General features: G+C 44.1%; 32 protein-coding genes. 22 read left to right on the top strand and 10 right to left on the bottom strand.

Going from position 1 to position 22,468, the window contains the following annotated elements; all coding sequences use genetic code 11:
* Positions 1 to 4: 4 nt before the first annotated feature.
* The 4 genes from AB5062_RS09420 (at position 5) to AB5062_RS09405 (ending at position 4,132) form a co-directional block, all read left to right on the top strand.
* Entirely contained in the window at positions 5 to 1,561 is a 1,557-nt protein-coding gene (locus AB5062_RS09420; RefSeq protein WP_004308692.1) for a glucosaminidase domain-containing protein, read from the top strand.
* Positions 1,562 to 1,573: 12 nt separating this feature from the next.
* Positions 1,574 to 1,750 (top strand): hypothetical protein, encoded by a 177-nt coding sequence (locus AB5062_RS09415; RefSeq protein ID WP_004313634.1) that lies wholly within the window; start codon positions 1,574 to 1,576, stop codon positions 1,748 to 1,750.
* Positions 1,751 to 1,832: 82 nt separating this feature from the next.
* Positions 1,833 to 2,444, top strand: a complete 612-nt coding sequence (locus AB5062_RS09410; protein ID WP_009040988.1) for a hypothetical protein — start codon at positions 1,833 to 1,835, stop codon at positions 2,442 to 2,444.
* Positions 2,445 to 2,449: 5 nt separating this feature from the next.
* Entirely contained in the window at positions 2,450 to 4,132 is a 1,683-nt protein-coding gene (locus AB5062_RS09405; RefSeq protein WP_009040987.1) for a zincin-like metallopeptidase domain-containing protein, read from the top strand.
* Between the two features lie 54 nt (positions 4,133 to 4,186).
* On the opposite strand, the gene AB5062_RS09400 is transcribed toward AB5062_RS09405, so the two are convergent.
* From AB5062_RS09400 to AB5062_RS09390, 3 genes are read right to left on the bottom strand one after another with little or no spacing between them, the layout of a single operon-like run.
* Positions 4,187 to 4,558, bottom strand: coding sequence for a hypothetical protein (locus AB5062_RS09400; RefSeq protein WP_004308703.1), 372 nt, complete (start codon positions 4,556 to 4,558; stop codon positions 4,187 to 4,189).
* A gap of 10 nt (positions 4,559 to 4,568) precedes the next feature.
* The gene (locus AB5062_RS09395; protein ID WP_004308705.1) at positions 4,569 to 4,853 is read right to left on the bottom strand and encodes a hypothetical protein; all 285 of its coding nucleotides are present in this window, start codon (positions 4,851 to 4,853) and stop codon (positions 4,569 to 4,571) included.
* 4 nt (positions 4,854 to 4,857) lie between these two features.
* Complete coding sequence (locus tag AB5062_RS09390; RefSeq protein ID WP_004313635.1) at positions 4,858 to 5,052, bottom strand: hypothetical protein; 195 nt, start codon at positions 5,050 to 5,052, stop codon at positions 4,858 to 4,860.
* 939 nt (positions 5,053 to 5,991) lie between these two features.
* On the opposite strand from AB5062_RS09390, the gene AB5062_RS09385 reads away from it, so the two are divergent.
* Positions 5,992 to 6,435: a hypothetical protein gene (locus AB5062_RS09385; RefSeq protein ID WP_005777227.1), complete on the top strand. Its 444-nt coding sequence runs from the start codon at positions 5,992 to 5,994 to the stop codon at positions 6,433 to 6,435.
* 192 nt (positions 6,436 to 6,627) lie between these two features.
* Here the strand turns inward: AB5062_RS09385 and AB5062_RS09380 are convergent, their stop codons facing one another.
* On the bottom strand, positions 6,628 to 7,113 hold the full coding sequence (locus AB5062_RS09380) for a hypothetical protein (RefSeq protein WP_005777225.1): 486 nt from the start codon (positions 7,111 to 7,113) through the stop codon (positions 6,628 to 6,630).
* A 15-nt stretch (positions 7,114 to 7,128) separates the two neighbouring features.
* On the opposite strand from AB5062_RS09380, the gene AB5062_RS09375 reads away from it, so the two are divergent.
* Positions 7,129 to 7,368, top strand: coding sequence for a hypothetical protein (locus tag AB5062_RS09375; protein ID WP_004323430.1), 240 nt, complete (start codon positions 7,129 to 7,131; stop codon positions 7,366 to 7,368).
* Positions 7,369 to 7,569: 201 nt separating this feature from the next.
* On the opposite strand, the gene AB5062_RS09370 is transcribed toward AB5062_RS09375, so the two are convergent.
* A complete protein-coding gene (locus AB5062_RS09370; RefSeq protein WP_004308712.1) occupies positions 7,570 to 7,926 on the bottom strand; it encodes a hypothetical protein in 357 nt (118 codons plus the stop codon).
* 175 nt (positions 7,927 to 8,101) lie between these two features.
* A complete protein-coding gene (locus AB5062_RS09365; RefSeq protein ID WP_004308716.1) occupies positions 8,102 to 8,572 on the bottom strand; it encodes a hypothetical protein in 471 nt (156 codons plus the stop codon).
* 469 nt (positions 8,573 to 9,041) lie between these two features.
* On the opposite strand from AB5062_RS09365, the gene AB5062_RS09360 reads away from it, so the two are divergent.
* Positions 9,042 to 9,215: a histone H1 gene (locus AB5062_RS09360; RefSeq protein ID WP_004308720.1), complete on the top strand. Its 174-nt coding sequence runs from the start codon at positions 9,042 to 9,044 to the stop codon at positions 9,213 to 9,215.
* A 129-nt stretch (positions 9,216 to 9,344) separates the two neighbouring features.
* Here the strand turns inward: AB5062_RS09360 and AB5062_RS09355 are convergent, their stop codons facing one another.
* From AB5062_RS09355 to AB5062_RS09345, 3 genes are all read right to left on the bottom strand, one after another.
* Entirely contained in the window at positions 9,345 to 10,787 is a 1,443-nt protein-coding gene (locus AB5062_RS09355) for an OmpA family protein (RefSeq protein WP_009040985.1), read from the bottom strand.
* Between the two features lie 53 nt (positions 10,788 to 10,840).
* Positions 10,841 to 12,298 (bottom strand): MobV family relaxase, encoded by a 1,458-nt coding sequence (gene mobV, locus AB5062_RS09350; RefSeq protein ID WP_004323434.1) that lies wholly within the window; start codon positions 12,296 to 12,298, stop codon positions 10,841 to 10,843.
* A gap of 206 nt (positions 12,299 to 12,504) precedes the next feature.
* Complete coding sequence (locus AB5062_RS09345) at positions 12,505 to 13,365, bottom strand: hypothetical protein (RefSeq protein ID WP_032556764.1); 861 nt, start codon at positions 13,363 to 13,365, stop codon at positions 12,505 to 12,507.
* Positions 13,366 to 13,748: 383 nt separating this feature from the next.
* Here AB5062_RS09345 and AB5062_RS09340 point away from each other — a divergent pair, with 383 nt between their 5' ends.
* Positions 13,749 to 13,991, top strand: coding sequence for a hypothetical protein (locus tag AB5062_RS09340; protein ID WP_195642066.1), 243 nt, complete (start codon positions 13,749 to 13,751; stop codon positions 13,989 to 13,991).
* A 418-nt stretch (positions 13,992 to 14,409) separates the two neighbouring features.
* Here AB5062_RS09340 and AB5062_RS09335 read toward each other — a convergent pair whose 3' ends face one another.
* Positions 14,410 to 14,817: a hypothetical protein gene (locus AB5062_RS09335; protein WP_195642067.1), complete on the bottom strand. Its 408-nt coding sequence runs from the start codon at positions 14,815 to 14,817 to the stop codon at positions 14,410 to 14,412.
* 133 nt (positions 14,818 to 14,950) lie between these two features.
* Here AB5062_RS09335 and AB5062_RS09330 point away from each other — a divergent pair, with 133 nt between their 5' ends.
* From AB5062_RS09330 to AB5062_RS09265, 14 genes are all read left to right on the top strand, one after another.
* Positions 14,951 to 15,157 (top strand): hypothetical protein, encoded by a 207-nt coding sequence (locus tag AB5062_RS09330; protein WP_008620891.1) that lies wholly within the window; start codon positions 14,951 to 14,953, stop codon positions 15,155 to 15,157.
* An 8-nt stretch (positions 15,158 to 15,165) separates the two neighbouring features.
* Positions 15,166 to 15,582, top strand: coding sequence for a hypothetical protein (locus tag AB5062_RS09325; RefSeq protein WP_008620889.1), 417 nt, complete (start codon positions 15,166 to 15,168; stop codon positions 15,580 to 15,582).
* A 134-nt stretch (positions 15,583 to 15,716) separates the two neighbouring features.
* Positions 15,717 to 16,091: a hypothetical protein gene (locus tag AB5062_RS09320; protein ID WP_005798318.1), complete on the top strand. Its 375-nt coding sequence runs from the start codon at positions 15,717 to 15,719 to the stop codon at positions 16,089 to 16,091.
* Positions 16,092 to 16,100: 9 nt separating this feature from the next.
* Positions 16,101 to 18,140, top strand: coding sequence for a hypothetical protein (locus AB5062_RS09315; protein ID WP_195642068.1), 2,040 nt, complete (start codon positions 16,101 to 16,103; stop codon positions 18,138 to 18,140).
* Positions 18,141 to 18,178: 38 nt separating this feature from the next.
* Positions 18,179 to 19,057, top strand: a complete 879-nt coding sequence (locus AB5062_RS09310; protein WP_195642069.1) for an AAA family ATPase — start codon at positions 18,179 to 18,181, stop codon at positions 19,055 to 19,057.
* Between the two features lie 170 nt (positions 19,058 to 19,227).
* Positions 19,228 to 19,365 (top strand): hypothetical protein, encoded by a 138-nt coding sequence (locus AB5062_RS09305; protein WP_195642070.1) that lies wholly within the window; start codon positions 19,228 to 19,230, stop codon positions 19,363 to 19,365.
* Between the two features lie 55 nt (positions 19,366 to 19,420).
* A complete protein-coding gene (locus AB5062_RS09300) occupies positions 19,421 to 20,047 on the top strand; it encodes an AAA family ATPase (RefSeq protein ID WP_134770746.1) in 627 nt (208 codons plus the stop codon).
* A gap of 2 nt (positions 20,048 to 20,049) precedes the next feature.
* Positions 20,050 to 20,292, top strand: a complete 243-nt coding sequence (locus tag AB5062_RS09295; protein ID WP_195642071.1) for an RNA polymerase subunit sigma — start codon at positions 20,050 to 20,052, stop codon at positions 20,290 to 20,292.
* A 1-nt stretch (position 20,293) separates the two neighbouring features.
* A complete protein-coding gene (locus AB5062_RS09290) occupies positions 20,294 to 20,590 on the top strand; it encodes a DUF4406 domain-containing protein (protein WP_195642072.1) in 297 nt (98 codons plus the stop codon).
* A gap of 18 nt (positions 20,591 to 20,608) precedes the next feature.
* Positions 20,609 to 20,842: a hypothetical protein gene (locus AB5062_RS09285; RefSeq protein ID WP_117907743.1), complete on the top strand. Its 234-nt coding sequence runs from the start codon at positions 20,609 to 20,611 to the stop codon at positions 20,840 to 20,842.
* A gap of 1 nt (position 20,843) precedes the next feature.
* Positions 20,844 to 21,338 (top strand): hypothetical protein, encoded by a 495-nt coding sequence (locus AB5062_RS09280; protein ID WP_195642073.1) that lies wholly within the window; start codon positions 20,844 to 20,846, stop codon positions 21,336 to 21,338.
* Positions 21,339 to 21,344: 6 nt separating this feature from the next.
* Positions 21,345 to 21,527: a hypothetical protein gene (locus tag AB5062_RS09275; RefSeq protein WP_005798303.1), complete on the top strand. Its 183-nt coding sequence runs from the start codon at positions 21,345 to 21,347 to the stop codon at positions 21,525 to 21,527.
* Between the two features lie 18 nt (positions 21,528 to 21,545).
* Entirely contained in the window at positions 21,546 to 22,214 is a 669-nt protein-coding gene (locus AB5062_RS09270; protein WP_005798301.1) for a DUF3164 family protein, read from the top strand.
* A gap of 11 nt (positions 22,215 to 22,225) precedes the next feature.
* Positions 22,226 to 22,462, top strand: coding sequence for a molecular chaperone DnaJ (locus AB5062_RS09265; RefSeq protein WP_368326860.1), 237 nt, complete (start codon positions 22,226 to 22,228; stop codon positions 22,460 to 22,462).
* Positions 22,463 to 22,468: the final 6 nt, after the last annotated feature.

The following is a 22,468-nucleotide window of genomic DNA, read 5'->3' as shown; positions in this document are numbered from 1 at the left end:
GGAAATGAGCAAGAACCAACAATACGCAATGAAATATGCAGAGTATGCTATGGAGCAGATGCGCCGGTACGGAATCCCCGCATCCGTGACGTTGGCACAAGGCATACTGGAAAGTTCCAACGGGCAAAGCCGTTTGGCGCAGAATGAGAACAATCATTTTGGCATCAAGGCTACGCCTGCATGGATTGCCGAAGGAGGAAGGTATGGTATATATACTGACGATAAGCCGAATGAGAAGTTTTGCAGTTATGACAGTGTGGGTGATTCATACGAACACCACTCCCGTTTTTTAAAAGAAAACAGCCGCTATGCCCAATGTTTTGCACTTTCGCCCGACGATTACAAGGGTTGGACACAAAATATCGAACAGGCCGGTTATGCCACAGGCGGAGAATATGCCGAGAGTCTGCAACGGATTATAGAGCAAAATGGCTTACAGCAGTATGACAAACTGGTGATGCAGGAAATGGAGACACAGGGTAAGCGGTTCGGTACGGAACATAATCCTCTCCGAACGTCTGAAAATTCAGAGTATGGTGCGAAGTACTCATTCCCGGTAGAGCGTGAAGAGTTTCTTTTTGTTACCTCGCCTTTCGGTATGCGGCAAGATCCGATGGACAACACGAAACAACAGATGCACAAGGGAATTGATATCCGTTGCAATGGCGATGCGGTACTGGCTACTGAGAACAACGGGAAGGTGGTGGCTGTGAATCAGAATAAGAACACGCCCGGTGGGAAATCGCTGACTGTGGAATATACCCGAACGGATGGCAGCAAGGTACAATGTACTTATATGCACCTTAAGGAGGTTACTGTAAAGGTCGGTGATGTAGTACAAGCCGGTGGGAAGCTCGGCACATCGGGCAACACAGGTACACGTACAACGGGCGAACATCTACATTTCGGCGTGACAAACTTCTATGCAGACGGAACAAAGCGTGACATCGACCCTGCGGCTTATCTGACTGAAATCGCCCAGAAAGGTAATATCAAATTGGAAGTGTTGCACAACGGGAACAGCCTGCTCACCCGATATAAAGGAACAGAAGAGAATGCCGCCGGCAAAAACCTTTCGCCCGACGGATGGATGAAGAAGTTGCTTTCGTCAGAGGATAGCGGTGTGGGAATGTCAGGATGCAATGACCCTATAGTAGAGATGGCGATGACAGCCTTTAGTTCCCTTATGCTATTGGCCGTACAAATCGACAACAAGAACGAGGAGGAGCAAAAGACTGCCATATCCAAACAAATGGATAGTGGACGCATCAATCTGAAATCATTATTACCGGGCATGAAAAACTGCGAACTGGCAATCAGTGAAAATGGAAAGGCTATTCTGCGAGTGAACAATGGAGAACTGCGTATGTCACGTGAGTTGACTACTGCGGAGTTAAGCCGTCTGTCGGCAACACTGAATAACAATACTCTCACAGAAGAAGCCAAAAGGATACGTGTAACCGGTATGCTGAATACGGTTATCCTCTCGGAAGCGGCTTCACAGAATTTTGAACAAGGGATGTCCCAACAGCAGGGACAGACAGAGAACCTAAAAAGATAGAGGCGTGGCGATATGGTAAAATGCGTGATGATACAGCTATGCAGATGTCTGTTCGGACTGTCCTACCTTGCCTTGTATGTCCTGCTCTGCTACCAACTCTTCGGCTGGGTAGCAACGCTCATTATCGTGAGCGTTCAACTGTTCCTTGCCGGATGGCTGATCTGGGCAATGATACGAGCACCCGATTAAGAGCAATGATTTAGCAGTTCAACAACAAATCATGGCAACACAGTTGTCGGGTGATTATGTATCACATTAAAAGACAATAGAAATGATAAAATGTAATGTTACGGTATGTGGCGTTATCGGACGTGATGCGTCGATACGCACCAATAAGGAAGGGAAAACGTTCCTGGTTTTTCCTCTTCGAGTAATGATCCCTGACACTGACGGGAAGACTATGCCTATTGAGGTGGATGTCAGCAAAGATACTGCCGGAAAGGAGGTTTCCAAATATCGAAATGGTTCCCGCATCGAGGTTTCGGGGACAATGTATCTCAAACACCGTGGTGACAAACTTTATTTCAATCTTTTTATTAACGAAATTCGTACAGCTACGGCAGATGCGAAAGATACGGTCAAGGGCGAATTGGTATTTCGAGGTAAGGTCGGGCAGCATATCGAGGAAAAAAGGGATAAGAAAGACCAGCCTTACACAATGTTCTCGGCATTCAGTACGGAGAAAGTAGAGGATGGATTTGAATACCAATGGGTACGTTTTTTCTGTTTTGGCAAAGAACGCGAAGCATGGTTACAGCCGGGCGTGCGAGTGGATGCCAAAGGTGAAATAGCCCTTTCGGCATATAACGGGAAGCTGAATGTTTCATGCAAGGTGGAAGAACTTGTACAGTATGTAGCAGATTCGTCTAATTCCAATCAGTAAAGGATATGGCCGGATATAAAAAACAGCACACGGACGGGCCGAACAGCGAAGATAAAGCATTAGACCTCTTCGCTGAAATGATGATTGAGAAAATCGAGAGTATCCGTAAGGATTGGAGAAAGCCATGGTTCACGGAAGGAGCGTTACAATGGCCCTGCAATCTTTCCGGACGCGAGTATAATGGCATGAATGCCATTATGTTGCTTATACATTGTGAAAAGGAAGGTTACAAGATTCCACGCTTCTGCACTTTTGAGTGTGTACAACGACTCAACAAATCCGATAAGGACAATCAGGAGAAACCTCGTGTTTCTGTACTTCGTGGAGAGAAATCATTCCCAATCATGCTGACTACATTTACCTGCATACACAAGGATTCTGGTGAGAAGATTAAGTATGATGACTACAAAAAACTATCTGATAACGAGAAGAAGGAATACAATGTTTATCCTAAGATGCAGGTATTCCGAGTCTTTAACGTGTCACAGACCAACTTGCAGGAGGCAAGACCGGAGCTGTGGCAAAAACTCGAAAAGGAGTATTCGCTACCGAAGATTGAGAACGGAGAGTATTTCAGCTTCGCTCCCGTCGATGCGCTGATAAAGGACAATCTGTGGATTTGTCCGATCAAACCACAGCATCAGGATAACGCTTACTACTCTATATCGAGAAATGAAATCGTTGTGCCGGAAAAGGAACAGTTCAAATCTGGAGAGGCGTTCTATGGAACACTATTCCATGAGATGACACACTCGACCGGTGCGGAAGGAGTTCTCGACCGTATCAAGCCGACAACTTTCGGCTCGGCAGAGTATGCGCGCGAAGAATTGGTAGCCGAGTTAGGTAGCGCATTGGTTGCCCAACGTTACGGCATGACGAAACATATAAAAGAGGACAGTTGTGCCTACCTCAAAGGATGGCTCGACGAATTGAAGGAATCGCCACAATTCATCAAGACAACTCTGTTGGATGTGAAAAGAGCGGCTTCTCTGATTACCCAAAAGGTGGATAAGATTGCACTGGAATTGGAGCAGAACATTGATGAAGAGCAAACAGTAGCACCGAAAGAAAAAGTGTATTATTCTTCCGTGGCCTATCTTCAGCTTACCGATGACACGATGCGGTTGGACGCATTCAAGGATAAGGGGGACTACGAAGGACTGCTGACTCTCGCCAAGGAGTATTATGACGGTAACGGCATTAACGAAGAATATACTTATTCTTCTCCCATACAGAACCGAGGAGACAATCTTTTGATTGAGGACAAGGATTTTGCTGTGGTGTACAATGGGAGTGTCGGGGGAACTTATGAAGTGATGCTGAAATTCACGGAAAAGGAAGTACGCGACCATATCAGGCGTTATGGTATCGAACATGCTGGAGATACGTTAAAAGGGGTAGCCAAGGAGATGGCTGCGGAACAATTCGCTATCATGACACAACAAAAGATTCCTGCATTTGAAATGCCGAATGGTGATGTGCTGTATGTCAGCTATAATAAAGAATCCGACATGATAGATATCGGGCCGGTTACTAATGCGGGACTTGTCGCACAACATCGTTTCCCATACGACCATAATGCTTCGTTGGATGCCAACCTGCAAACCGTGAACGAAAAGCTGAATAATATGGAGGAATACCGGGAAGAGCTACAAGAAGCAGAGTACAGCGGCGGAATGCGCCGATAAAACGGAAAAAGATGCGGAGCTGTTTGCTCCGTACCTTTTCTTGAATTTATTTTATTACTCTAACAAATTATCTATCATAGACTGTAAATTTGTTATATCGCAATACTGATTATGTCCCCCTCTGTAATCTTTCGCGTGTTGGGCTGTCCGGATTAAGAAAGAATCGAGTTCTATTTTTACACCGCTACCCATTCGGGACAAACCGGAAGAGTGACTGATGTAAACGAATTTACCGTTACGTTCTATGAAACAAGAGGTATTATAATGCCCCTTTAAGTTGAATGTTACTTTTGCGCCAACGGCTGTTGCGTACTTGGAAATCTCACGTACTAAGGCCGTTTGGAAACTGCGGTATTTTTTTGAAACATAGACTCCTGCATCTGCAAGGATTGCGTTCTGCCATTTGGTATAAAAATTCTGTGCCATATTTTTAATATTAATTCTGTAAATAATTCTCCCAATTCTCTTTGTCAATAGTTAATTTGTTCATTTCCCAATCGTATTCCACTTCCGGCATATCAGAATAAGGGAAATACACAGTGTAGCCTATCTGTCCATAAGAACAATGTAGCGGTATAACGCAAATCTCCTGACCACAATAAGGCTGTGGCGTACAATATTTCTTCCAATCAAAACGACCTGCTGCTATATTGCAGCAAAGTAATTTTAGAGTTACTATACCTTTCCAACTCTGAAAATCTTTTTTATAACCTTTTTTCATACTACTAATGTGCTATATTATAATAAACTTCGGGTTCACTTGACACGTTGTAAATCCAGCTTCCGCAACGTACCAATAGAGCATTCTTGCCATAATAGAGTTTCTTCATTCCGGTTATACTTCCTGTTATGTGAAAGTTAGGGAAACGACTGATGTCTATTTTCTGTGCATCGCATCTGTAGAGTGTTTTAGTTCTCATTGCATTTATTTTTTTAAGTTGTTTTTTATTTCCCTCTTCTTTAAGCCTTCCGACTTTACCCAAGAGGTTGTTTCATGTGCATTTTCAACGGTGGATGCAAGAACTATGAGCAAGTAACCGGAATGAAATTTTATGAATACCGGAATCTGTGATTGCGGAAGGTTACGTCAAATTTCATTTCAGGTAGCAACAGCGGTACTTGAACATCGTTTGCCACCGTACCTTTGCGCACGAAACAAACAATGGTGCATGTCGGGACTGTGAGAATGTAATACAATTAGAACAGGTAATATAGAATCGGTAAAAGAGGCTGTGAATTGGTAACAGAGGTTCGGCAGAACATGGTCTATAAAAGTAACCGGACTGTTATATAGGAAGATGATAACCACCCGCTTGAGTTGCGGGTGGCTTTAAAAATCGTAGTGGGATGCGGAACTTATGACGGTGGTGGATATATTACAACCTCGGATGATGGGCTTAATTGGTCATCTCCAGAACAGTTAGATGCTACTAACACTTTTTATGGGGTTTGTGCAATATAAAATACTTAATCGAATTATGTATGCAAAATTTTAGTAGGGTATGCTGGGAAACTGGCATACCCTAATTTTGTCCTATAAGTCTTGTTATTATAATAAAAGAGTAAAAGGAAAATAATAAACCGGAAAGACTTAACTGATAAAAAGAAGCTATTACCGTTTACCAACAAGAAGAACACCGGAGCCAGAATAGTAAAAAAATGTTTTTAATCGTGTGATTCTATTTCAGCAAGTAGAATAGGTGTTTGATAAACTGTTCGGTTATAATCATCGGCAAATCGAATCATTCTTCAAAATAAAAACAAGCGCATACTCCATTTTTTACTTCAAAATATGCATCTATAGTATTTTTATTGAAACAAATTCATTACCTTTGTATAATTCATTAAAACAAAACATTATGGAAAACAGAAAATTATTTCAAAAAGTAGAAATTTTATGTGAGTGCTGCGGTAAAAATTTACTTGAAAAAGATTCTATGGGAATTTTTGTTACATGGTTAGCAAATCAAAAATCATCAAATGGAAAAGATGTTTATCAAAAAGCATATTATTGTTGCAAAGGAAAGTGTGATGATATATTGAAAAAGAAATCTCTTTCAGAAGGGTTAAACTATGATAGATGGGAGGATATTTCTTCTTTCACAAATCCAATTGGGTTTATAAAAAAGAACCAACAGTGGATGAAATCACTCCAAGAAGGCGAACAAATATCAGATGAAGCATATGGTAAATTGTCAACACTATTCTGGGCGAGTTTTCTGGAAATTTCCAGAGATTTAACCCTTGAAGAGGAAGAAAAAGCTCGAAGATATATGCAAGAAGGGCTTGTGGATTTTCTATAAATATTCCGTGATACCAGTGTAAAGGCAAAACGCGTGCAATTGTATTGTTTGTCATGAGAATAATAAGCTGATGTGGCTTTAACAATGCCAATCTGCTAAGTCGCAGATTGGCACATTAAAGTCCAACCAGTCATTATACACAATCGTTGGTACAATAAAGTATATAGTTGCGTAAAAATTTTATATGGAATATCAGAAGTGATAGTCGATGACTCCTCCAATATAAAGTATCGTTCCCGGTTCAAGCGTACAGACAAACTCCATAAATGCAAAAGATTTTTCGGCAAATGATTGGTATCCATCTCCGTCCAAATAGAAATGATACGCAATATCCAATGGATTTTCCAATGCCTTTTCAAGTTGATAAACAGGACCTACAAACTCCAACATGTTTTCGGTTGTAATAGCTTCAGCTTTCTTACGGATGTTAGTCACAAAATTCTCTTTCCATTGTTCCACACCACCAATGTAGCGCATGGTGTCGTCGCCTACAAGTTCGAACATGCCTTTTGGTAGAGCAGTATTGACCAAATAACGAATATCTTCCTTACGTTTTTCGTCATCTATCTCCGCACAATAGTCATAGAAACTGCCATCTCCCTGCTGGAGAGTGTCTTCATTCAGATAGTTTTCTTTTTCTATCCACATTTTAGAAATCTGAAAAATTCGGCTGTGCATAATTTTGAAATTTAAATGATTAAACTTTATTCCCTTTACTTGAAGCTCTTCCGGCTTCTTGTCAGGAATGATTTTTATGCGAAATTGACAGCAAGGAAAGGATGGATAAGGCAAGTAAACAGTGGATGGAATGAAGTGGAATACCCAAATCTTCGATATGCGGAAGGCTGCCACAAGTATCCGGGAACTGTTAGCGCAGCGTTACTTGACGACCATTCTAAAGCTGTATCTTTGCATACAAAATCTCTCAGATAAGAACTGCCGATGTGCGATATAAAGAATATCCGGATTGGAAGAATATAAAAGACTGGAGAAGCACTCTGAGACTGTATAAAAGGACTGAAGGCGACAAAGTCTCCCCAATCTGCATGGCAAATCAGAGAAGCTTATCGGATAATGATAGTTCGCTGCACGCTGTCAGCATACCGTCATTTCGTTTTCTGCATCGGATTAGTCTTAGCCTGCGGCATATTCATAGATGTTACAGAAAGAATTGTCGTTTTCATCTTTCCGTTGTTCGGCAATAGCAAGAATTTCTGTTATTGATTCGACAGACTGACCGCTTATCACCTCAAACCACTTGAATACTTCTGTCTGGTTGACAAAATATTCCTTGTACCATTTGTCGTCTGGAGTACATAGGTCTGCAATGTACTTTTCGGGAAAGTATTTACTCTCTTGGTCATTTGTCCAGTACTCCGCCAGACCCGACTCTTCCGATTGATAGAAATAACATAGTGTTGGGAATTTCTCACATACCAGTTCAAGTGTTTCATCACACGGGAACCAAGCTGTTTCCGTTGTGAATTTCAAGAATGTCAGGCCAATAAATGTGTTATACTGTTTAGAAACGGAGTACGACGAGTAAAAAAGGAATAGGACCGGTTGTGGGAGTTCGGTGGAGCATGGCTATAAGAGTAATCGGGCTGAATATACAATACAAGGAAATGCTATCCACCCGCTTTGGCTACAGGTGGATATGTTATTGTCATTCCGCACCTCTCATGATGGTGAGTTGGTCGGGACGGTTAGGAAACCAATAAGAATCACTGTCAATATATACACATCTGCCACTATTACAGAGATTCCCAAAAGCTAAGACCTCACAAGGTCCAAATATCACTCCATAATCGTTTGTAAACGCCACCATATCTCCCACACTCAAGTCGTTTTCCGTATCCATCACCTTGGAAAGGTGGTCGTAAAACTCAATACCTTCAGCTTCACGTTCTGTTTTCCAACGCAAAAAGTCTTCTTTATGACTTCTACCGGTATGTATCGGTGATAATTCAGAAGGAAAAACCTCCGCTTCCGAAGTATCAGATGCAATCAAAATAACGCTATCCTCTTCAATGTTTTCCGGAATAGAAGCCACTTGGTAAACCCCATTAGACAGACCACTATCTGGGTCATGCCAATAAAGAAGATTACCCAACTTGATAAAATCGTATTTTCCCATATTCTTTGATTTATTATTTCCCTTTGCTTGAAGCTCTTTCGGCTTCTTGCCGGGGATTGATTTTTATGCAGGATTAACAGTGGAATAAGGGCGATAAGACAAGTAAACAGTAAATGGAATGGAACGGAATACCCAACCTTCGAATGTAAGAGCAGAAGCAGGCTTGTCCTTTTATACCTTGCAATGAGAAGGGGACTGAAAGTCAATCTTTGATTTGAGGAAGGCTGCCGTAAAATATCCAGGAACCGTTAGCATAGCGGTGCTTGACAATCGTCCGGACGCTGTACCTTTGCATATAAAATCTCTTCGGCCAGATTTGCCGATGGTGCGATAAGGGAATACTCAGAATGGAAAAACATAAAAAGGGGTATCATATTATAGGCGAAATATATAACAGAGCTAATATAAGTCCTAAAAAAATATTTTTGCTATCTTTGCCAGCGTATTATATAATATTAAGAACATAACAATGGAAAAAACATTTACACAAATCTGTGAATTGTTCGATCAATTCTCAAAAGATGCCAACCTCCAGATGGAGAAAGGCAACAAAGCTGCCGGAACTCGTGCCCGCAAAGTATCACTTGAACTTGAAAAACTTCTCAAACAGTTCAGAAAAGAGTCACTCGAAGCATCGAAATAATTTTCATTCTGGTTCTGACAGTAGGAAAATGGCGAACTTCACGTGTACCATATCGAAAAAGCCTCTTCGCTTCACAGCGGAGAGGCTTCATTGATTATGACAAAGTTAAACATCAATTATGCGAAATTTCTATTTCGCTTTTGGAAAAAACAACTCCACTTTCGTATGTCTGTTGGCTTCCACGGGCGTATAGTCGGCAATTCCACCTTTGCTAACTCTGATAATCCGCTTGGCTGGTATTCCACGTTGTTCCAGTTCTGCGGTAATAAAACCTGCTCTCGATATACTCAAAGAATCATTGATACTTGATGTTCCTGTAGAACTGTCAGCAGCACCAGTTACCCTCACGGATAAACTGTATTTCTTAGCTACACGAGCCAGTTCGTCAAGATTAAGCCTCTGTGAGGTATCCGTCAGATGTGTCGTATTGAGAGCAAAAAAGAAATAGATGGGTGTACCGATGCACTCTCCATCAGCGTATGAAAGAACCGTGGAATCCATAGCGAGGGTGTCCTGATGGGCGGACTGCACATTTCGGGAAGCCGTGTAATTATATGATGGCTTTCCATTCTCTGTCTGAAGAATAGTCGTGTCAAGAGGTGACGACCCGTCCCAATAGCTATGCTTCAATCTTGCACGAAGCGAGTTCAAACCGCTATAATTATTTATAGGATATCTGCATCCGGTTATATCGTCGTTGTCAAAGATATGGCTATATGTATCGAGTAGTCCTTCGATTTCCAGAATTTTCTTTAATTCCACGAGTGTTCGCTTATCTTGATTGTGACGTCCCACATAACGACTGTTCTCCTCCGAAAGGAAGTTGCCATAATCGACAAGCAGTTCGTTCCGATGGATGTATGGTGCCGTATCCACCGCGCGCTTCCAGCCGACCTTACCGAGATGAAAGGTGAATCCGGCAGTCAGCGAAAGCATGTGATCGCCCAGACGGTTTGGATAGCCATATCCGTCGAAATCCTGGAATGTAGTTGTGTTAGAGAGTTCCAGCATAGCACTAACCCGTTTGGAAATACGGTATTGTGTTAGTATGCCGTAAGAAAGCGCAAAGGGATTGTTCCCGTTGGTGGCGTTATGTAGCAGACCGACACCCATAAAGGGTGCAAGCCTCCAACGTACCTGTTCCTGTCGGGCATATCTGCGTCCAAGGAGATTCCACAGGAGATCTGCATGGATATAATGGTAGTCCTGCGTAGATAATTGTGCATCCTTAAACTGCAAGCCACTATAATTTACCCTTGCGCCGACCAAAGGAGTAAACCATTTGCCGACGGCGAGGCTGTACGAAGGTTTCACTCGTCCAAAAAGGTCTTCACAACCGAGAGGTGTACCAAGAAAAACTGTCGCACCTCCGGATATGCTAACAAACCAGTTGCCGGTTCGAGATGCCGGAAGTAGCACCCCGTTGAGATAGACGGGCTGCATCGGTTGAAGCAATTCCGCTACTTCATAATGAATAGTGTGTCGTACAGTGTCCTTCTGTACGGGTTGTACACTTGCTTGTGCCTGCAACGTGCAGAGCAAAGCGAAGATGAAAATAATTTGTTTCGTCATATTCCAATGATTTCATTAGTTATACTTTTAATCTGGTGTAAGGCGTATGCCATTTACCGTTTAGATTTCTTGCCGATAGTCGAGCGCATCATGCGGCTCGCCATCCTCATACAGCGAAGTGCCCATGCTCGATTGTCCTCGTCCTCGTCACGTCCCCATTTGAGGTCACTCCCTCCGCCTCCACCACCATGTGATTCGGCAAATGTAGTGGCATCATCTACCATTCCGAGAAATAGCATTGTCGCACAGTGCATGATTTCCGTACCCCGCTCGGCGATAGACTGTACCAGTGAACCGTCAAAGAGCTGCCGTTCTGAAACATTCATTTGTGCCGATGCGTTACGATACTCGCTGATTACACTCTCCAGTAGGACGTCTTTAAACAAGCTATCCACTTTGGAATGTACATCACGGGAATATTGATAGGCCTCCTCTTTGAGTTCTTCGGTACGTTCTTCAATGGCTCCCATATCCTTTTTCAGTTCGATGAGTTGCCGGTCAGCCGTCTGCAACTTTTCCTGCTTGTCTGCCAGTTGTCTGATGATTCCTTGCAGCTCTTTTTCCAACATTTGTATTTGGATTGCCAATTCTGCCGCATTGCCTTTGTTTTCTTTTAAATTGTACTCGGCTGCCGATAACAAGGTTTCTTTTTCAGTTTTCTGCTTTTCAAGATTGCTAACCATTGTCGTAAGCCCTTTGACTCTGCGTTCTGCCAACCGGATGTCTGATTGAAGTTCACCCAATACCTGTTGATGGAGTTTGATATTATCCTCGATTGTTGTACACTCTTCAGACAACATTCGGCGGTATTCCTCAGTCGTTCTGTGCCGTGCACCCGTTTCGGATATGCTTGTTCCTCTTGACATTCCCCACTTTGTATTGACTTCTGCGAAAAAGTCCGTATGAAGTTGTTTCATTCTTGCACTATATTCAAACTTATCCTTACCGGCGAAGATTTCCTTGTACGCAAAGCGACTATCCTTGATTGGCAGAAGCGTACAGTGGATATGCGGGTTCAATTCATCCAGATGTACAATGAATGCAGCGATGTTCTGCTCACCATATCTGCCACAAACGAATGAATAAACATCCTTGGCCCAGCGTTCAATGTCACGCTTCCGTTCGATGCGGGTATTGTCCGCACCTTTTTCAAAGTCCACCTGTTGCGTACCGAAAGCAAGTTCCTGCATTCGCTGCCGTGAACCGCCGAAGATGATATTTACCACCGTGCGGTATTTTGGTTCGAGCAGCCCCTCATTAGGATCTTTGATTCCACGGTGACTTAATATGTCCGCCATCCGTTTGGGAATGCTACGGCTTGTGTCGATGGGATGTATTTTACCTCCGGGCGCAATCTCGAAGTTCAGCCGTTTACGCGTAGGATCATAATTTCCCTTACTCATAGCGTACTTCTCTGCCTTTTCACTACGGTCACGCAGATGTTCATTACTTTGGGCGGTGGTAATCCCTTTCGACACCTGCACGTCGAGTACCTGTTTTTGATTTGCCATACGTTTTTCATATTGTTTCGGACAATCTACCGTGTCCCAGCTTGCTGCTTGTTCGGACACCCTTCCCACCAACGTCAGGCAGGTGGGGTATTAGGCTCCCCCTTCCCTTTGTTCGTGGCAGGCGGGCAAGCCCGGATGCCTTCTATAACTGGCAGGGGGGCTTCACTGGATACAAAAGTGGATTGTTGCGGTTATACATTCTGTTTTCAACCTCCAATCTGATACGTTGCCTCCTGTGCCTTTGCCGCAAATGCCAGAAAAGGCTTAAAAAGCGTTTTAAGGAACTCCCTGTCATCTTCATCATAATCGGAATTTTCATCCCTATCTACATCAAGAATAAGCCCGGCAATACCTTTCGAAGTTGCAATAAGTCCTGTCCAGTCCCCATACAATTCCAATCGGAAGTAGTCCATAAACTCTGCACTGTCATCGAATCTCGACTTACGCAGTGCCCGTTGTATAGCGGCAAATGTAATGCACTCCAAAGCTACCATACGAATCTTGACAGCTCGTTCATCATCATCCGCTGCCGGATTGATGCGAATGATACTGTCCGGAGATGGGCAGCTATCGCATATGCCAGCTTCATCCATTGCCCGACGAACAAGTTGCTCACACTTGATTCCGATCTCGTCAAGGGACACTTTGCCGATTATCCAATCGGACAATGCCTCACGTAGCTGTTCTGCAAGGTTCAACTTCTTCTGTCCATTGCAAGACTCCGTGGATTGGCTGGTTTGCACAGTCATGGTAATGATGACGCTTTTGGAAAGCCGGATGCGATTCAACAAGCCGAACTCTTCCATTACATCCAAAAAAGAACGGACAGTAGCCCTATGCCAATGCCATTCCGATGAAAGGTCAGAAACAGTCACGTGGCACTGGTTGGGTTGAAGTTCGTAGCCTTTGTTCCTTAAAAAAGGGGAAACAAAACCTGCCAAAGATTTATCCAATAAATCACAGAAGGCTTCTGTCTTTGTTTTTCGTTCACCGACTTTCTCCTTGAGGTAGTCAAATACTTCTCTGTCTGCCAATATAGGGACAGCTATTTTCTGCTTGGTTTTCATTTTCATTTCATTTTTTAATTATTACTATTGTGCGGATATATCAGTGTTGTATGGGGCACAGAACGAAACGTATATTGAGGATTGAATGAAAAAGATATTAAACCTATTGATATACAAATGGTTGTGCGGAATATGGATGGATGGCTCTGCAAAACGAAACGTTTACGTGGGTTTAATTTGCAGCTACATTTAGATGCTTTTCGGGTATACAGATTTGCAGATAAGTTTAATTGGGTTTACATAGGGCTTACATGATTGATTAGGGTGGGGGAGTGCATGGCAGCTGCGGCTGCTTTTTTTGTGCCCGATTATTTGATATAATTCTGCTTAAATTATTCCATATAATAGTTATTTGGTATATTTGCGACAAAATATTATTAGTTATGGGAAAGGTAATACATGTGCATTTGACGCACGGAATAGAAGGAACAAAGCGGAAAGATTGGTATTTCAGCAGCATTTCGGCGGTTTATACCGTTTTTACAGCTGAACAGGTGGGCGCAACGAAGAATTATCTGCTTCATGCAGGATTATCTGGTAACGGGACTGTATGCACCAAAAAGGCTATAATAAAGCAATCTACGCTCATTTCTTGCGGGCGTAGTAGAAATGTATCAGACGAATAATAAGCGGCTAAAAAGGCAATAAAAACGGCTTTAGAATGATCCGGTGTGGGGAGGTGGTTATACCTCCCCTTTTTTGTGCTTGAAATCGGTCTTTTTTGACGCTGGATATTCAGGTGGATATTCAAAGTGGATATTCACTTTTATAGAACTGGATATTCAAAATAGGGTTTTGGCGGTGTGCGATACAGACATGCTAAAATACCACAATTTTAAAAATACCCTTGTTTTTTATTTGATAGCCCCCCCCCTAAAAACCTATCATTTTTCACGTTTTACTTTTTAAATTCCCCAATATCAGTGCCTTTATGCCCTTATATAATGGTAGGGGAGGGGGATTGCTTGGGAGGGGGACATCATGGGGGATGATAGGGGGTACGCTTCGTTTTCCATCACCGGTGTATGGTAATAGTAAATCCGCCTACCCGACATTTGCAGTACCGGAAATGGGCGCATCCGATACATGTTTTTCCTTTTCGATTGTCATTTGCCGGATTCGTTCCTCTAAGCGTCCGATTTCTCTATCTTGTTCCCTGATGATTTCTTCTTTTTCTCTAATTAAGGCAAGGAGAGAGGAGAGTTCGGTTGTTTGTGTTGTTGTAGATGATGTATTATAGTAAATATCACCTTTCCCAGTAAGTAACCAGGTAGGGTTTATATCATTATGTATTTCGATAATTTTCGACACCCATAAACTTGATATATCTGTTCCTTTGCTAATGCATCTTGAAATTACTCCATTCGAGCACCCAATAGCTTGTTCAAGTGCCCTTGTACTGATACCTTTTTCTTTAATTAGGATTGCAATCCTGTTGGAAATATTCGTCATAAGTCGTAAATTATCTACATAAAACTTTTTGGTGTCGAAAATATTCTATATATTTGCAGCGTGTTCAAAAAGGAACACCGCGCCAAATATACGAAAAAGGCATGTGATTAGCGAATTTTAAGGATTAAAGAAAATGAACGAAGAAATAAAAGAATGGCAGACACAGAGCGTGAAGCACAAGGTGGCTTACGTGTTGATGATGGACGGTATCAGCTTCAGATATACCGAAGAGACCGGGATTGTGTTTTCCGCACCTGATTTTTATGTGAAGAACCTTATCCGCCGCCTGATGAGTTGTTACGGTGTGAGTTTGAAACCGATTATAAACGAATTTAAATAAGTGAGATTATGGAAAACAAGAAAATGAGTTGCTGGGATTTTGTATTCAGTTCTGTAAAGACTCATATAGATGATCTGGTAAGACAGGCTGACAAGTACACCAAAGACATGAATGAGGATTTTGAACATTTCTTCTGCTGGTATGCCGAGGATATGTACAAGACGCAACGTGAACTTTCCTGTTACCGTGCCTTGAAGGTGGTTTTATCTGCCGGTAGCCATGATGATGTAAAGTTATACATGGAAAGCAAGATAAACAGTCTGACTGATAGTCTTCTTACCGGAAGCATCCGCAAGAACAGCACCAGTGCGGCTTCAAATTTGGCGCATACGTTGGAACTGGAAGTGAACCAGAAGATACGTGAGAAATTCACTATACTTCTTGGGATTATTGAAAAAGGTGAAAAGGTTGAGGGACAACAGTAAACCCAGCGTGACAACCCGGAAGGCGTTAAGAGACGGGTGACGGTGTGGAAAGACACACGGGAGTGCATGGTTCTTGTGCCGGGGTTCGATTCCCCGGACTCCCCCCCAATATTAATCATTAAAACAAGTGAGATATGAACAAGAGGTACATTCACATTACGAAAGCCGACCGCGACTTTATCGCAAAGGCACTCAACGTGACAGAGAAGACTGTTTATAACGCTATCCGGTTTGATGACCGTCGTGGCAACTCCGAACTTTCTGCAAAGATCCGTAAGTTGGCCATGGATCGTGGCGGTATTGTGATGGTTGTTATTCCGGAAATAGAAACTTTCCATGATTATGACAATGTGATGCGTCAGTACTGTCCGAACGGTGCCTTGATAGAGCTTGACCGTAATGATGGTAGCGGTCAGGTAATATTCAAGGGAGAAACGGTGAAGACTTACGAGCATGTGATGGTTGCCGATATTAACCAAATCCAAGCGTTTGCATCGGCATTGAGATAGGAGGCGGCTATGTTGGTGTATTACGGTAACATACAGTGTATTTCTGCACGTGAGCTCATAGATGGCGGCTATATCACCGAATCCTGTTATAGGAACTGGGTGAACCGTGGCCGTATCAAGGTGGTGCGCCGTGGTGGAGGTGCTGCTGGAAATTGCGCGTTGGTCGCCCTCAATAGCCTGCCTACCGAGTGTCTGGAACGGGTGAAGGAAGACAACCCCGGTGGAACAGAGCAGGCACTTCGCCACTGGATACTATCAAACTATGTGCTGGATCAGGCTGCAGTAGCCTATTTTTTGGAATGGTCTGCCCATTCTTCCAGCAAAAGAGCTACAGACGAACTTGCCCGGAAATATGCGGTGAATGCTTCCGTGTTGAATACTTGTATCAAGCTTTATAACAGAAGCAATGACTACCGCAAACTGATGGGTGAAAAATACAACTGGGACATGATGGCCACCACCATCGAGACCCTGCGCGAAGACTTTGGTCATGACCTTCCTGCCAGTACCCTGCGCTTCCGAAAGAAAGTGAACGAATACAAGCAGTACGGTTACGAATGTCTGATAACCGGTAAGTTCGGCAACCAGAACAAACGGAAGGTGACTCACATGGACGAACGCCTGGTGATGAGTTTGAAAGTACTTCCCAACCAACCATACGGCAGCGATGTGCATGAAATGTATCTGTCGTTTGTATGCGGAGAACTGGAAGTTTGGGATCTGGAAACAGGAGAGATATTCAATCCGGAAGACTTTACGGACAAGAACGGGGAGCCGAAAGAACTGAGCGAAAGCACTATCCGGAACATTCTGAACAACCCGGCAAGCCAGCTGCTGATAGAAAAAGTCTTGCGTGGACGTATGGAGTTCTATCACGAGCAAATGCCGCACATGCACCGTCATGGCGGGGAGTTCTCTTTGTCACAAATAACGATGGATGACGTGGATTTGCCGCGCCGAATGAAAGGCGGCGAGTATGTGCATGCCTATTATGCCTATGATGCGGTGAGCCAGTGCCGTATCGGGCTGGCCTACGGACGGGATAAGGATGATGCTTTGGTAGTGGACTGTTTCCGTGATATGTTCCGGCTCATCGAACGCAACGGATGGGGTATTCCAGCCGGTATTGAGGTGGAGCAGCACTTGATGAGCAAGTATAAAGAAGGATTCCTGAAGTCAGGTGAGGTATTCAAGTTTGTGCATTTCTGTGCTCCGCAGAACTCACAGGAAAAATATGCTGAAGCTCTGAACGGTGCGTTCAAGACAACCATAGCACATAAGAACCATGAAGCCATTGGCCGCTGGCATAACAAAGGTGCACGGCGGGTGGACCAGAAGAAAGTGAGCGACAGCAGTAACCACACCTGGGAAGACCGAAAGTATTATACGTTTGAAGAGCTTGTGGCGGATGACCGTCGCGATTGTGAAGAATGGAACAATACGCTTCACCCCAACCAAAAGAAATATCCCGGAATGACCCGTTGGGATGTGCTTGTAGCCAAAATCAATCCGACCCTTCGACCGCTTGATAAATTGACTTTGAGCAGATATATCGGGGAAAAGGTAGATACCAGTATTCGTAGAAATTCCACAGTACGTGTGGCAAATGCAGACTGGTGGCTGAGCGGTCCGGAAGTGCTGGAGCAGTTGGAACCAAACAACCGCAGGGTGACGGCCTACTACCTGCCGGATGAAGAGGGTAAGCCTACGGATGTCTTCCTGTTCCAGAACGACCGCTACCTTGACAAGGTTCGTCCGGTAGTGACTTACAACCGGGTGATGGCAGAACAGACCGAAGAAGACCGGGCAGCCTATACAGAGCAAAACAAAGTTCTGAGCCATTTCAGCAAATACCTCAATGACCACGCCATCGGCAAGGTGGGAACCGGTACACCGGATCAGCCAACGGATGACCCGGAAGAGGAACTGGAACTTCCCCCGGTGGAACTATCCAATGATTTGCCAGCCGAATTGTCGGCAGATCCGGAATCAGATTATGAATGGCACTCCGGAATAAGCGAGGCAATGAGGGCCATCAGTGACATGTAAGAACAGAATTAGAACAACATTAAAACAGCGTTAGAATTATGATTACAGAAGCGCAAAAACAGAAGATTTTAGCAGCGATAGCCGCCAACCGTGCGAACTATCCCAGTGATGCCAAGCATGCTGCCTCTTTGGCCATCAGTACGTCTGTGTACAGTACAATCAAGAACGGACAGACAGACAAAGCCCTGAGCGATGCCAACTGGATAAGCATTGCCCGCAAATTAGGGGTGAACCTCCGTGGTGAAATGGAATGGAAAGCAGCCAAGACCCCGACCTTTGAATATATAACAGCCCAGCTGGAGTTCTCACAGCAGTCCAGCCTGTCGGGCATCCTGTGCGACATGCCCAATATCGGCAAGACTTTCACGGCACGTTATTATGTGCAGAGCCACAAGAATGCCGTGTATATCGACTGCTCGCAGGTAAAGACCAAATTGAAGCTGGTACGCAAGATTGCCGCGGAGTTTGGTGTGGACAGCAAGGGAAAGTATTCAGACGTGTATGAAGACCTGGTATATTATCTCCGTTCGATGGAAACCCCGCTTATCATCCTCGATGAAGCAGGCGACCTGCAGTATGAAGCTTTCCTTGAACTGAAGGCTCTATGGAATGCCACTGAACGCTGCTGCGCCTGGTACATGATGGGGGCAGACGGATTGAAAGAGAAAATCAACCGCTCCATAGAATGTAAGAAGGTGGGCTATACCGAAATGTTGAGCCGTTATGGTGACCGGTACAGCAAGGTGACACCAGATGATGGCAAGGAGCGCGAACAGTTCTTGAATAACCAGGCACGTATTGTGGCCAAGGTAAATGCCCCAGCAGGTGCTGATATAGCCCAGATTGTACGGAAGACACGCGGTGGTTTGAGAAGAGTCTATACTGAGATTGAAAAACTTAAAATGAATGAATTATGAATAGATGCAACAAAAACAATAAATCCCCTCGTGTGAAGACTGGAACAAATCAGTTACTGAACGAATTGCTTGCGCTACGAGAAAGGCTTGATGTGCTGATTTGCATGTGTGACGCAGAATTAAATCAGCGCCAAAGCATTCAGCCCTCCCGCCCTCTCCAAAGACCTTGTATGGAATGTATCGATGTCGAGTCACTTCCCATTCGTGAGTTGACAGTGGAGGAGGAGCACATGCTTGTAGGAGCGGATTTAGAAAGACGGTTTCAAAACGATGAAACCCATCATCCGTTCGCGTTGGAACATTGCTAAATAATGAAACTCTTATGTGTATTGAATCATTCATGATGCAAAAATATAAAAAAATATGAAGCGTGCGTACAGTCCGAAGGAAATAGCCGCCAAGAAATGGGTTACTCTGCCGTGGAATGAGAAATGGAGCAAACCTTTCGGGTTCCCGGCAGAGAACGCTTCGTGGTTCATCAGTGGTGCCAGTGCCAGCGGGAAGAGCAGCTTTGTGATGCAACTTGGAAAGGAACTGTGCAACTATGGGACGGTGCTGTACATGAGTTACGAAGAGAAAATCAACCAAAGCTTCCAACGGCGTATGGGTTATCTGAAGATGAATGAGGTGCAGGGTAAATTTCGCGTGGTGACAGAAGGCAGTCTGGAGGAAGTGATTGCCAGACTGAAAAAACCGAAAAGCCCGAAGTTTATCATCATCGATTCCTTTCAGGTGGCCGGATGGGATTATCCGCAGGCTGTGGAACTGATGGAAACCTTTCCGAAGAAATGTTTCATCTGGATTAGCCAGGAAAAGAAAAGCCAGCCGATGGGTGGCGGTGCAGTAAGATTGAAATATATCTGTGATATGAAGATTCGGGTGGTCGGTTATAAAGCTTATTGTCAAGGACGCGCCATTGGAGACCCGGGAAGCTATTATGTGGTATGGGAAGACGGAATCATTCAAACAAGTAATAATTTACCAAAGTGATTATGGATAATAACGAAAAGGCTTTTGAAAGCTACACCGGAACGGAAGAGTTCCAGATCCTGCTGGACGGAAATTCCAGCCGGGCAGTATTGGATGACTGGCTGGAGCGAAACATTCAAAGTGACCTGAAAGTGAGAAGAGCGAAAACGCCCGGTCATGTCGTAATAGAAACGGGTGATGTCTTGTTTGCACGTAATGTGCTGATATGGAATCCAAGTTGTAAAGTCAACATCAAAAAGAAGTGATATGGAAAAAGACAAAGTTTACATCAGTGGTGCAATAGCCCACTACAATATCGATGAGCGCAAAGGTGCGTTCCTCGATGCTGAAAACAGATTGCGTGCTATGGGGTTCGTTCCGGTGAATCCATTCAAAAACGGACTGCCGGATGAAGCGCACTGGAGAGAGCACATGCGGGCGGACATCCGTTTGTTACTGGATTGTAATTTTATCTATATGCTACAAGGATGGGAATTGAGTAAAGGAGCTAAGCTGGAGCTTGATGTGGCCAGTTCGTGTGGCATTAAAGTATTGTTTGAATAACCTTTTAATAGTGAATATATGGAAGAAAAACAGAAAGTTCAGGTCGTATTTGAATTTGACCGTTCCGAGTATGACGCGTATCTCTTTTTGATGAATCAAAAGAAGACGGAAGAGGTAGAGCAAATATGGAACACCATGAGCGGTGAGCCTGTGGTTGCGGATATTGATTTGCTTGAAGAGGACAGCCAGTCTGTAAAACTTATGATGATAAGTTTGGCAATTCTTTCAGTGGAGAAAAAAGTGAAAGGATGATATGGCACAGGAAGTAACCAATTTCGCCCGGTTCTATGCATTGTTCAACAAACTGCCTTATCAGGGCGATCGGGAGGAATTCAAAAAACAAATCGTGCTGCAGTACACGTGGAACCGGACAGACAGTCTGAAGGAAATGACGGCCAAGGAGTATGAAGTTTGTTGTACTGCCTTGGAGAAGCTGAGCGGACAAGACGAATGGCGGCAGAAACTACGTGAGGAGCTGCGGCGGAAACGGAGTCTCTGTCTGAACCTGATGCAGAAACTGGGCATAGATACATCCGACTGGGCACGAATCAATGACTTCTGCAGTAATCCCCGAATATCCGGCAAGGCGTTCAGACAGATTACGGTGGACGAACTGGAGGAGCTGGCGGTAAAGCTTCGGTCCATACAACGGAAAGGCGGCTTGAAGCCCAAGAAAGAAAAGCAAACGATTAACCCCGTGAGCGTGGTATCACTCATTCAGATTGACCCTGATGCTCCGGCAAACTGATTGGATATGGAAAATAGAAACACAAAGATTTTAGAGAATCTGAAAAAGGAAATCAATCTGCTTGCCTCTGATATGGAGAAGCAAGATGCAGCCGAGTTTTATAGTGAACTGGCTGACTGGGCATACGCCAACGGAGAGGCTATGCTGATGGAAGACGAACCTGAAATGCAGGATTATGAAAACCAATAACCCCAAAAAACAAGAATCATGGAAGAAATGAAACAAACGACCGTGGTAATGACGGCAGAGGAGAAGGCGGAATTTGAAGCCTTCCAGAGAGAAAAAGCAAAGAAAGCGGCAGAGGAAAAAGCCAAGAATGACCGCGAAATGTACAAACAGATGGTGGATGAGGAGATAGCAAACTCCATTCCGGTACTGCTGGGCATCAGTGAGCAGATCAAGGCAAGCAAGCAGACTGTGATGGACAACTTCAAAACCATTCTGGAAATGAAGGCAGACCTTTTCAAGACCAAGGTGAAGGATGACCAGCGCAGCCATACCTTTACTAACAGTGAAGGCGACAAACGAATCACGCTGGGTGTGTATGTGACCGACGGTTACCGTGACACGGTGGAAGACGGTATAGCCATTGTGAAGGAATACATAGAAGGTCTGGCCAAAGATGAAAAGACCAAGGCACTGGTGAGCATGGTACTTCGTCTGTTGGCCCGTGATGCCAAGGGAACCCTGAAGGCTTCACGCATCGTGCAGCTTCGCAAAGTGGCCATGGAAACCGGAGATGACCGTTTCATTGAAGGTGTGCGTATCATTGAGGAAGCCTACCAGCCGGAAGTGAGCAAACAGTTTATCCGTGCTGAAATCAAGAACGAAAACGGAATGTGGAAACCTATCCCTCTGGGAATGACAGAATCATAAATAATAGAACTATGATACAAGAAGTGGAGAAATCTCCGAAAGTAGCCCTGTGCCGTGCTTGCCACGGTACAGGTAAAGTAAAGAAAGTTGTAGAATATCCCTCTCGGATCTTTGGAAAGAAGCGAAGCGAAACCATTGGGGAAGTCTGCAGACAGTGTGAAGGAAGTGGCCGGGTAACGGTAAGCGCAAAAATGACGCTTGACATCCGTCCCTATAAACCTAAAGTAAAACCGTCTATGAACGATTAAACCTAT

The organism is Phocaeicola sp. RTP21359st1_B8_RTP21360_211022, assembly GCF_040911965.1.
Lineage (GTDB): Bacteria > Bacteroidota > Bacteroidia > Bacteroidales > Bacteroidaceae > Phocaeicola > Phocaeicola vulgatus.
Note: the sequence above shows the minus strand (reverse complement) of the source record. Positions and strands in the feature narration are given on the sequence as shown.

Bases quoted from the DNA above. Each gene is read 5' to 3' on its own strand.
- AB5062_RS09320 (WP_005798318.1), top strand. From the start codon at position 15,717: ATGAACAAGAGGTACATTCACATTACGAAAGCCGACCGCGACTTTATC.
- AB5062_RS09275 (WP_005798303.1), top strand. From the start codon at position 21,345: ATGGAAAATAGAAACACAAAGATTTTAGAGAATCTGAAAAAGGAAATC.
- AB5062_RS09415 (WP_004313634.1), top strand. From the start codon at position 1,574: ATGGTAAAATGCGTGATGATACAGCTATGCAGATGTCTGTTCGGACTG.
- AB5062_RS09420 (WP_004308692.1), top strand. From the start codon at position 5: ATGAGCAAGAACCAACAATACGCAATGAAATATGCAGAGTATGCTATG.
- AB5062_RS09390 (WP_004313635.1), bottom strand. From the start codon at position 5,052: ATGAGAACTAAAACACTCTACAGATGCGATGCACAGAAAATAGACATC.
- AB5062_RS09380 (WP_005777225.1), bottom strand. From the start codon at position 7,113: ATGCACAGCCGAATTTTTCAGATTTCTAAAATGTGGATAGAAAAAGAA.
- AB5062_RS09295 (WP_195642071.1), top strand. From the start codon at position 20,050: ATGGATAATAACGAAAAGGCTTTTGAAAGCTACACCGGAACGGAAGAG.
- AB5062_RS09310 (WP_195642069.1), top strand. From the start codon at position 18,179: ATGATTACAGAAGCGCAAAAACAGAAGATTTTAGCAGCGATAGCCGCC.
- AB5062_RS09290 (WP_195642072.1), top strand. From the start codon at position 20,294: ATGGAAAAAGACAAAGTTTACATCAGTGGTGCAATAGCCCACTACAAT.
- AB5062_RS09315 (WP_195642068.1), top strand. From the start codon at position 16,101: ATGTTGGTGTATTACGGTAACATACAGTGTATTTCTGCACGTGAGCTC.
- mobV (WP_004323434.1), bottom strand. From the start codon at position 12,298: ATGGCAAATCAAAAACAGGTACTCGACGTGCAGGTGTCGAAAGGGATT.
- AB5062_RS09395 (WP_004308705.1), bottom strand. From the start codon at position 4,853: ATGAAAAAAGGTTATAAAAAAGATTTTCAGAGTTGGAAAGGTATAGTA.
- AB5062_RS09280 (WP_195642073.1), top strand. From the start codon at position 20,844: ATGGCACAGGAAGTAACCAATTTCGCCCGGTTCTATGCATTGTTCAAC.
- AB5062_RS09285 (WP_117907743.1), top strand. From the start codon at position 20,609: ATGGAAGAAAAACAGAAAGTTCAGGTCGTATTTGAATTTGACCGTTCC.
- AB5062_RS09365 (WP_004308716.1), bottom strand. From the start codon at position 8,572: ATGGGAAAATACGATTTTATCAAGTTGGGTAATCTTCTTTATTGGCAT.
- AB5062_RS09360 (WP_004308720.1), top strand. From the start codon at position 9,042: ATGGAAAAAACATTTACACAAATCTGTGAATTGTTCGATCAATTCTCA.
- AB5062_RS09355 (WP_009040985.1), bottom strand. From the start codon at position 10,787: ATGACGAAACAAATTATTTTCATCTTCGCTTTGCTCTGCACGTTGCAG.
- AB5062_RS09265 (WP_368326860.1), top strand. From the start codon at position 22,226: ATGATACAAGAAGTGGAGAAATCTCCGAAAGTAGCCCTGTGCCGTGCT.
- AB5062_RS09405 (WP_009040987.1), top strand. From the start codon at position 2,450: ATGGCCGGATATAAAAAACAGCACACGGACGGGCCGAACAGCGAAGAT.
- AB5062_RS09400 (WP_004308703.1), bottom strand. From the start codon at position 4,558: ATGGCACAGAATTTTTATACCAAATGGCAGAACGCAATCCTTGCAGAT.
- AB5062_RS09385 (WP_005777227.1), top strand. From the start codon at position 5,992: ATGGAAAACAGAAAATTATTTCAAAAAGTAGAAATTTTATGTGAGTGC.
- AB5062_RS09410 (WP_009040988.1), top strand. From the start codon at position 1,833: ATGATAAAATGTAATGTTACGGTATGTGGCGTTATCGGACGTGATGCG.
- AB5062_RS09330 (WP_008620891.1), top strand. From the start codon at position 14,951: ATGAACGAAGAAATAAAAGAATGGCAGACACAGAGCGTGAAGCACAAG.
- AB5062_RS09340 (WP_195642066.1), top strand. From the start codon at position 13,749: ATGGGAAAGGTAATACATGTGCATTTGACGCACGGAATAGAAGGAACA.
- AB5062_RS09345 (WP_032556764.1), bottom strand. From the start codon at position 13,365: ATGAAAACCAAGCAGAAAATAGCTGTCCCTATATTGGCAGACAGAGAA.
- AB5062_RS09375 (WP_004323430.1), top strand. From the start codon at position 7,129: ATGATTAAACTTTATTCCCTTTACTTGAAGCTCTTCCGGCTTCTTGTC.
- AB5062_RS09335 (WP_195642067.1), bottom strand. From the start codon at position 14,817: ATGACGAATATTTCCAACAGGATTGCAATCCTAATTAAAGAAAAAGGT.
- AB5062_RS09305 (WP_195642070.1), top strand. From the start codon at position 19,228: ATGGAATGTATCGATGTCGAGTCACTTCCCATTCGTGAGTTGACAGTG.
- AB5062_RS09300 (WP_134770746.1), top strand. From the start codon at position 19,421: ATGAAGCGTGCGTACAGTCCGAAGGAAATAGCCGCCAAGAAATGGGTT.
- AB5062_RS09325 (WP_008620889.1), top strand. From the start codon at position 15,166: ATGGAAAACAAGAAAATGAGTTGCTGGGATTTTGTATTCAGTTCTGTA.
- AB5062_RS09270 (WP_005798301.1), top strand. From the start codon at position 21,546: ATGGAAGAAATGAAACAAACGACCGTGGTAATGACGGCAGAGGAGAAG.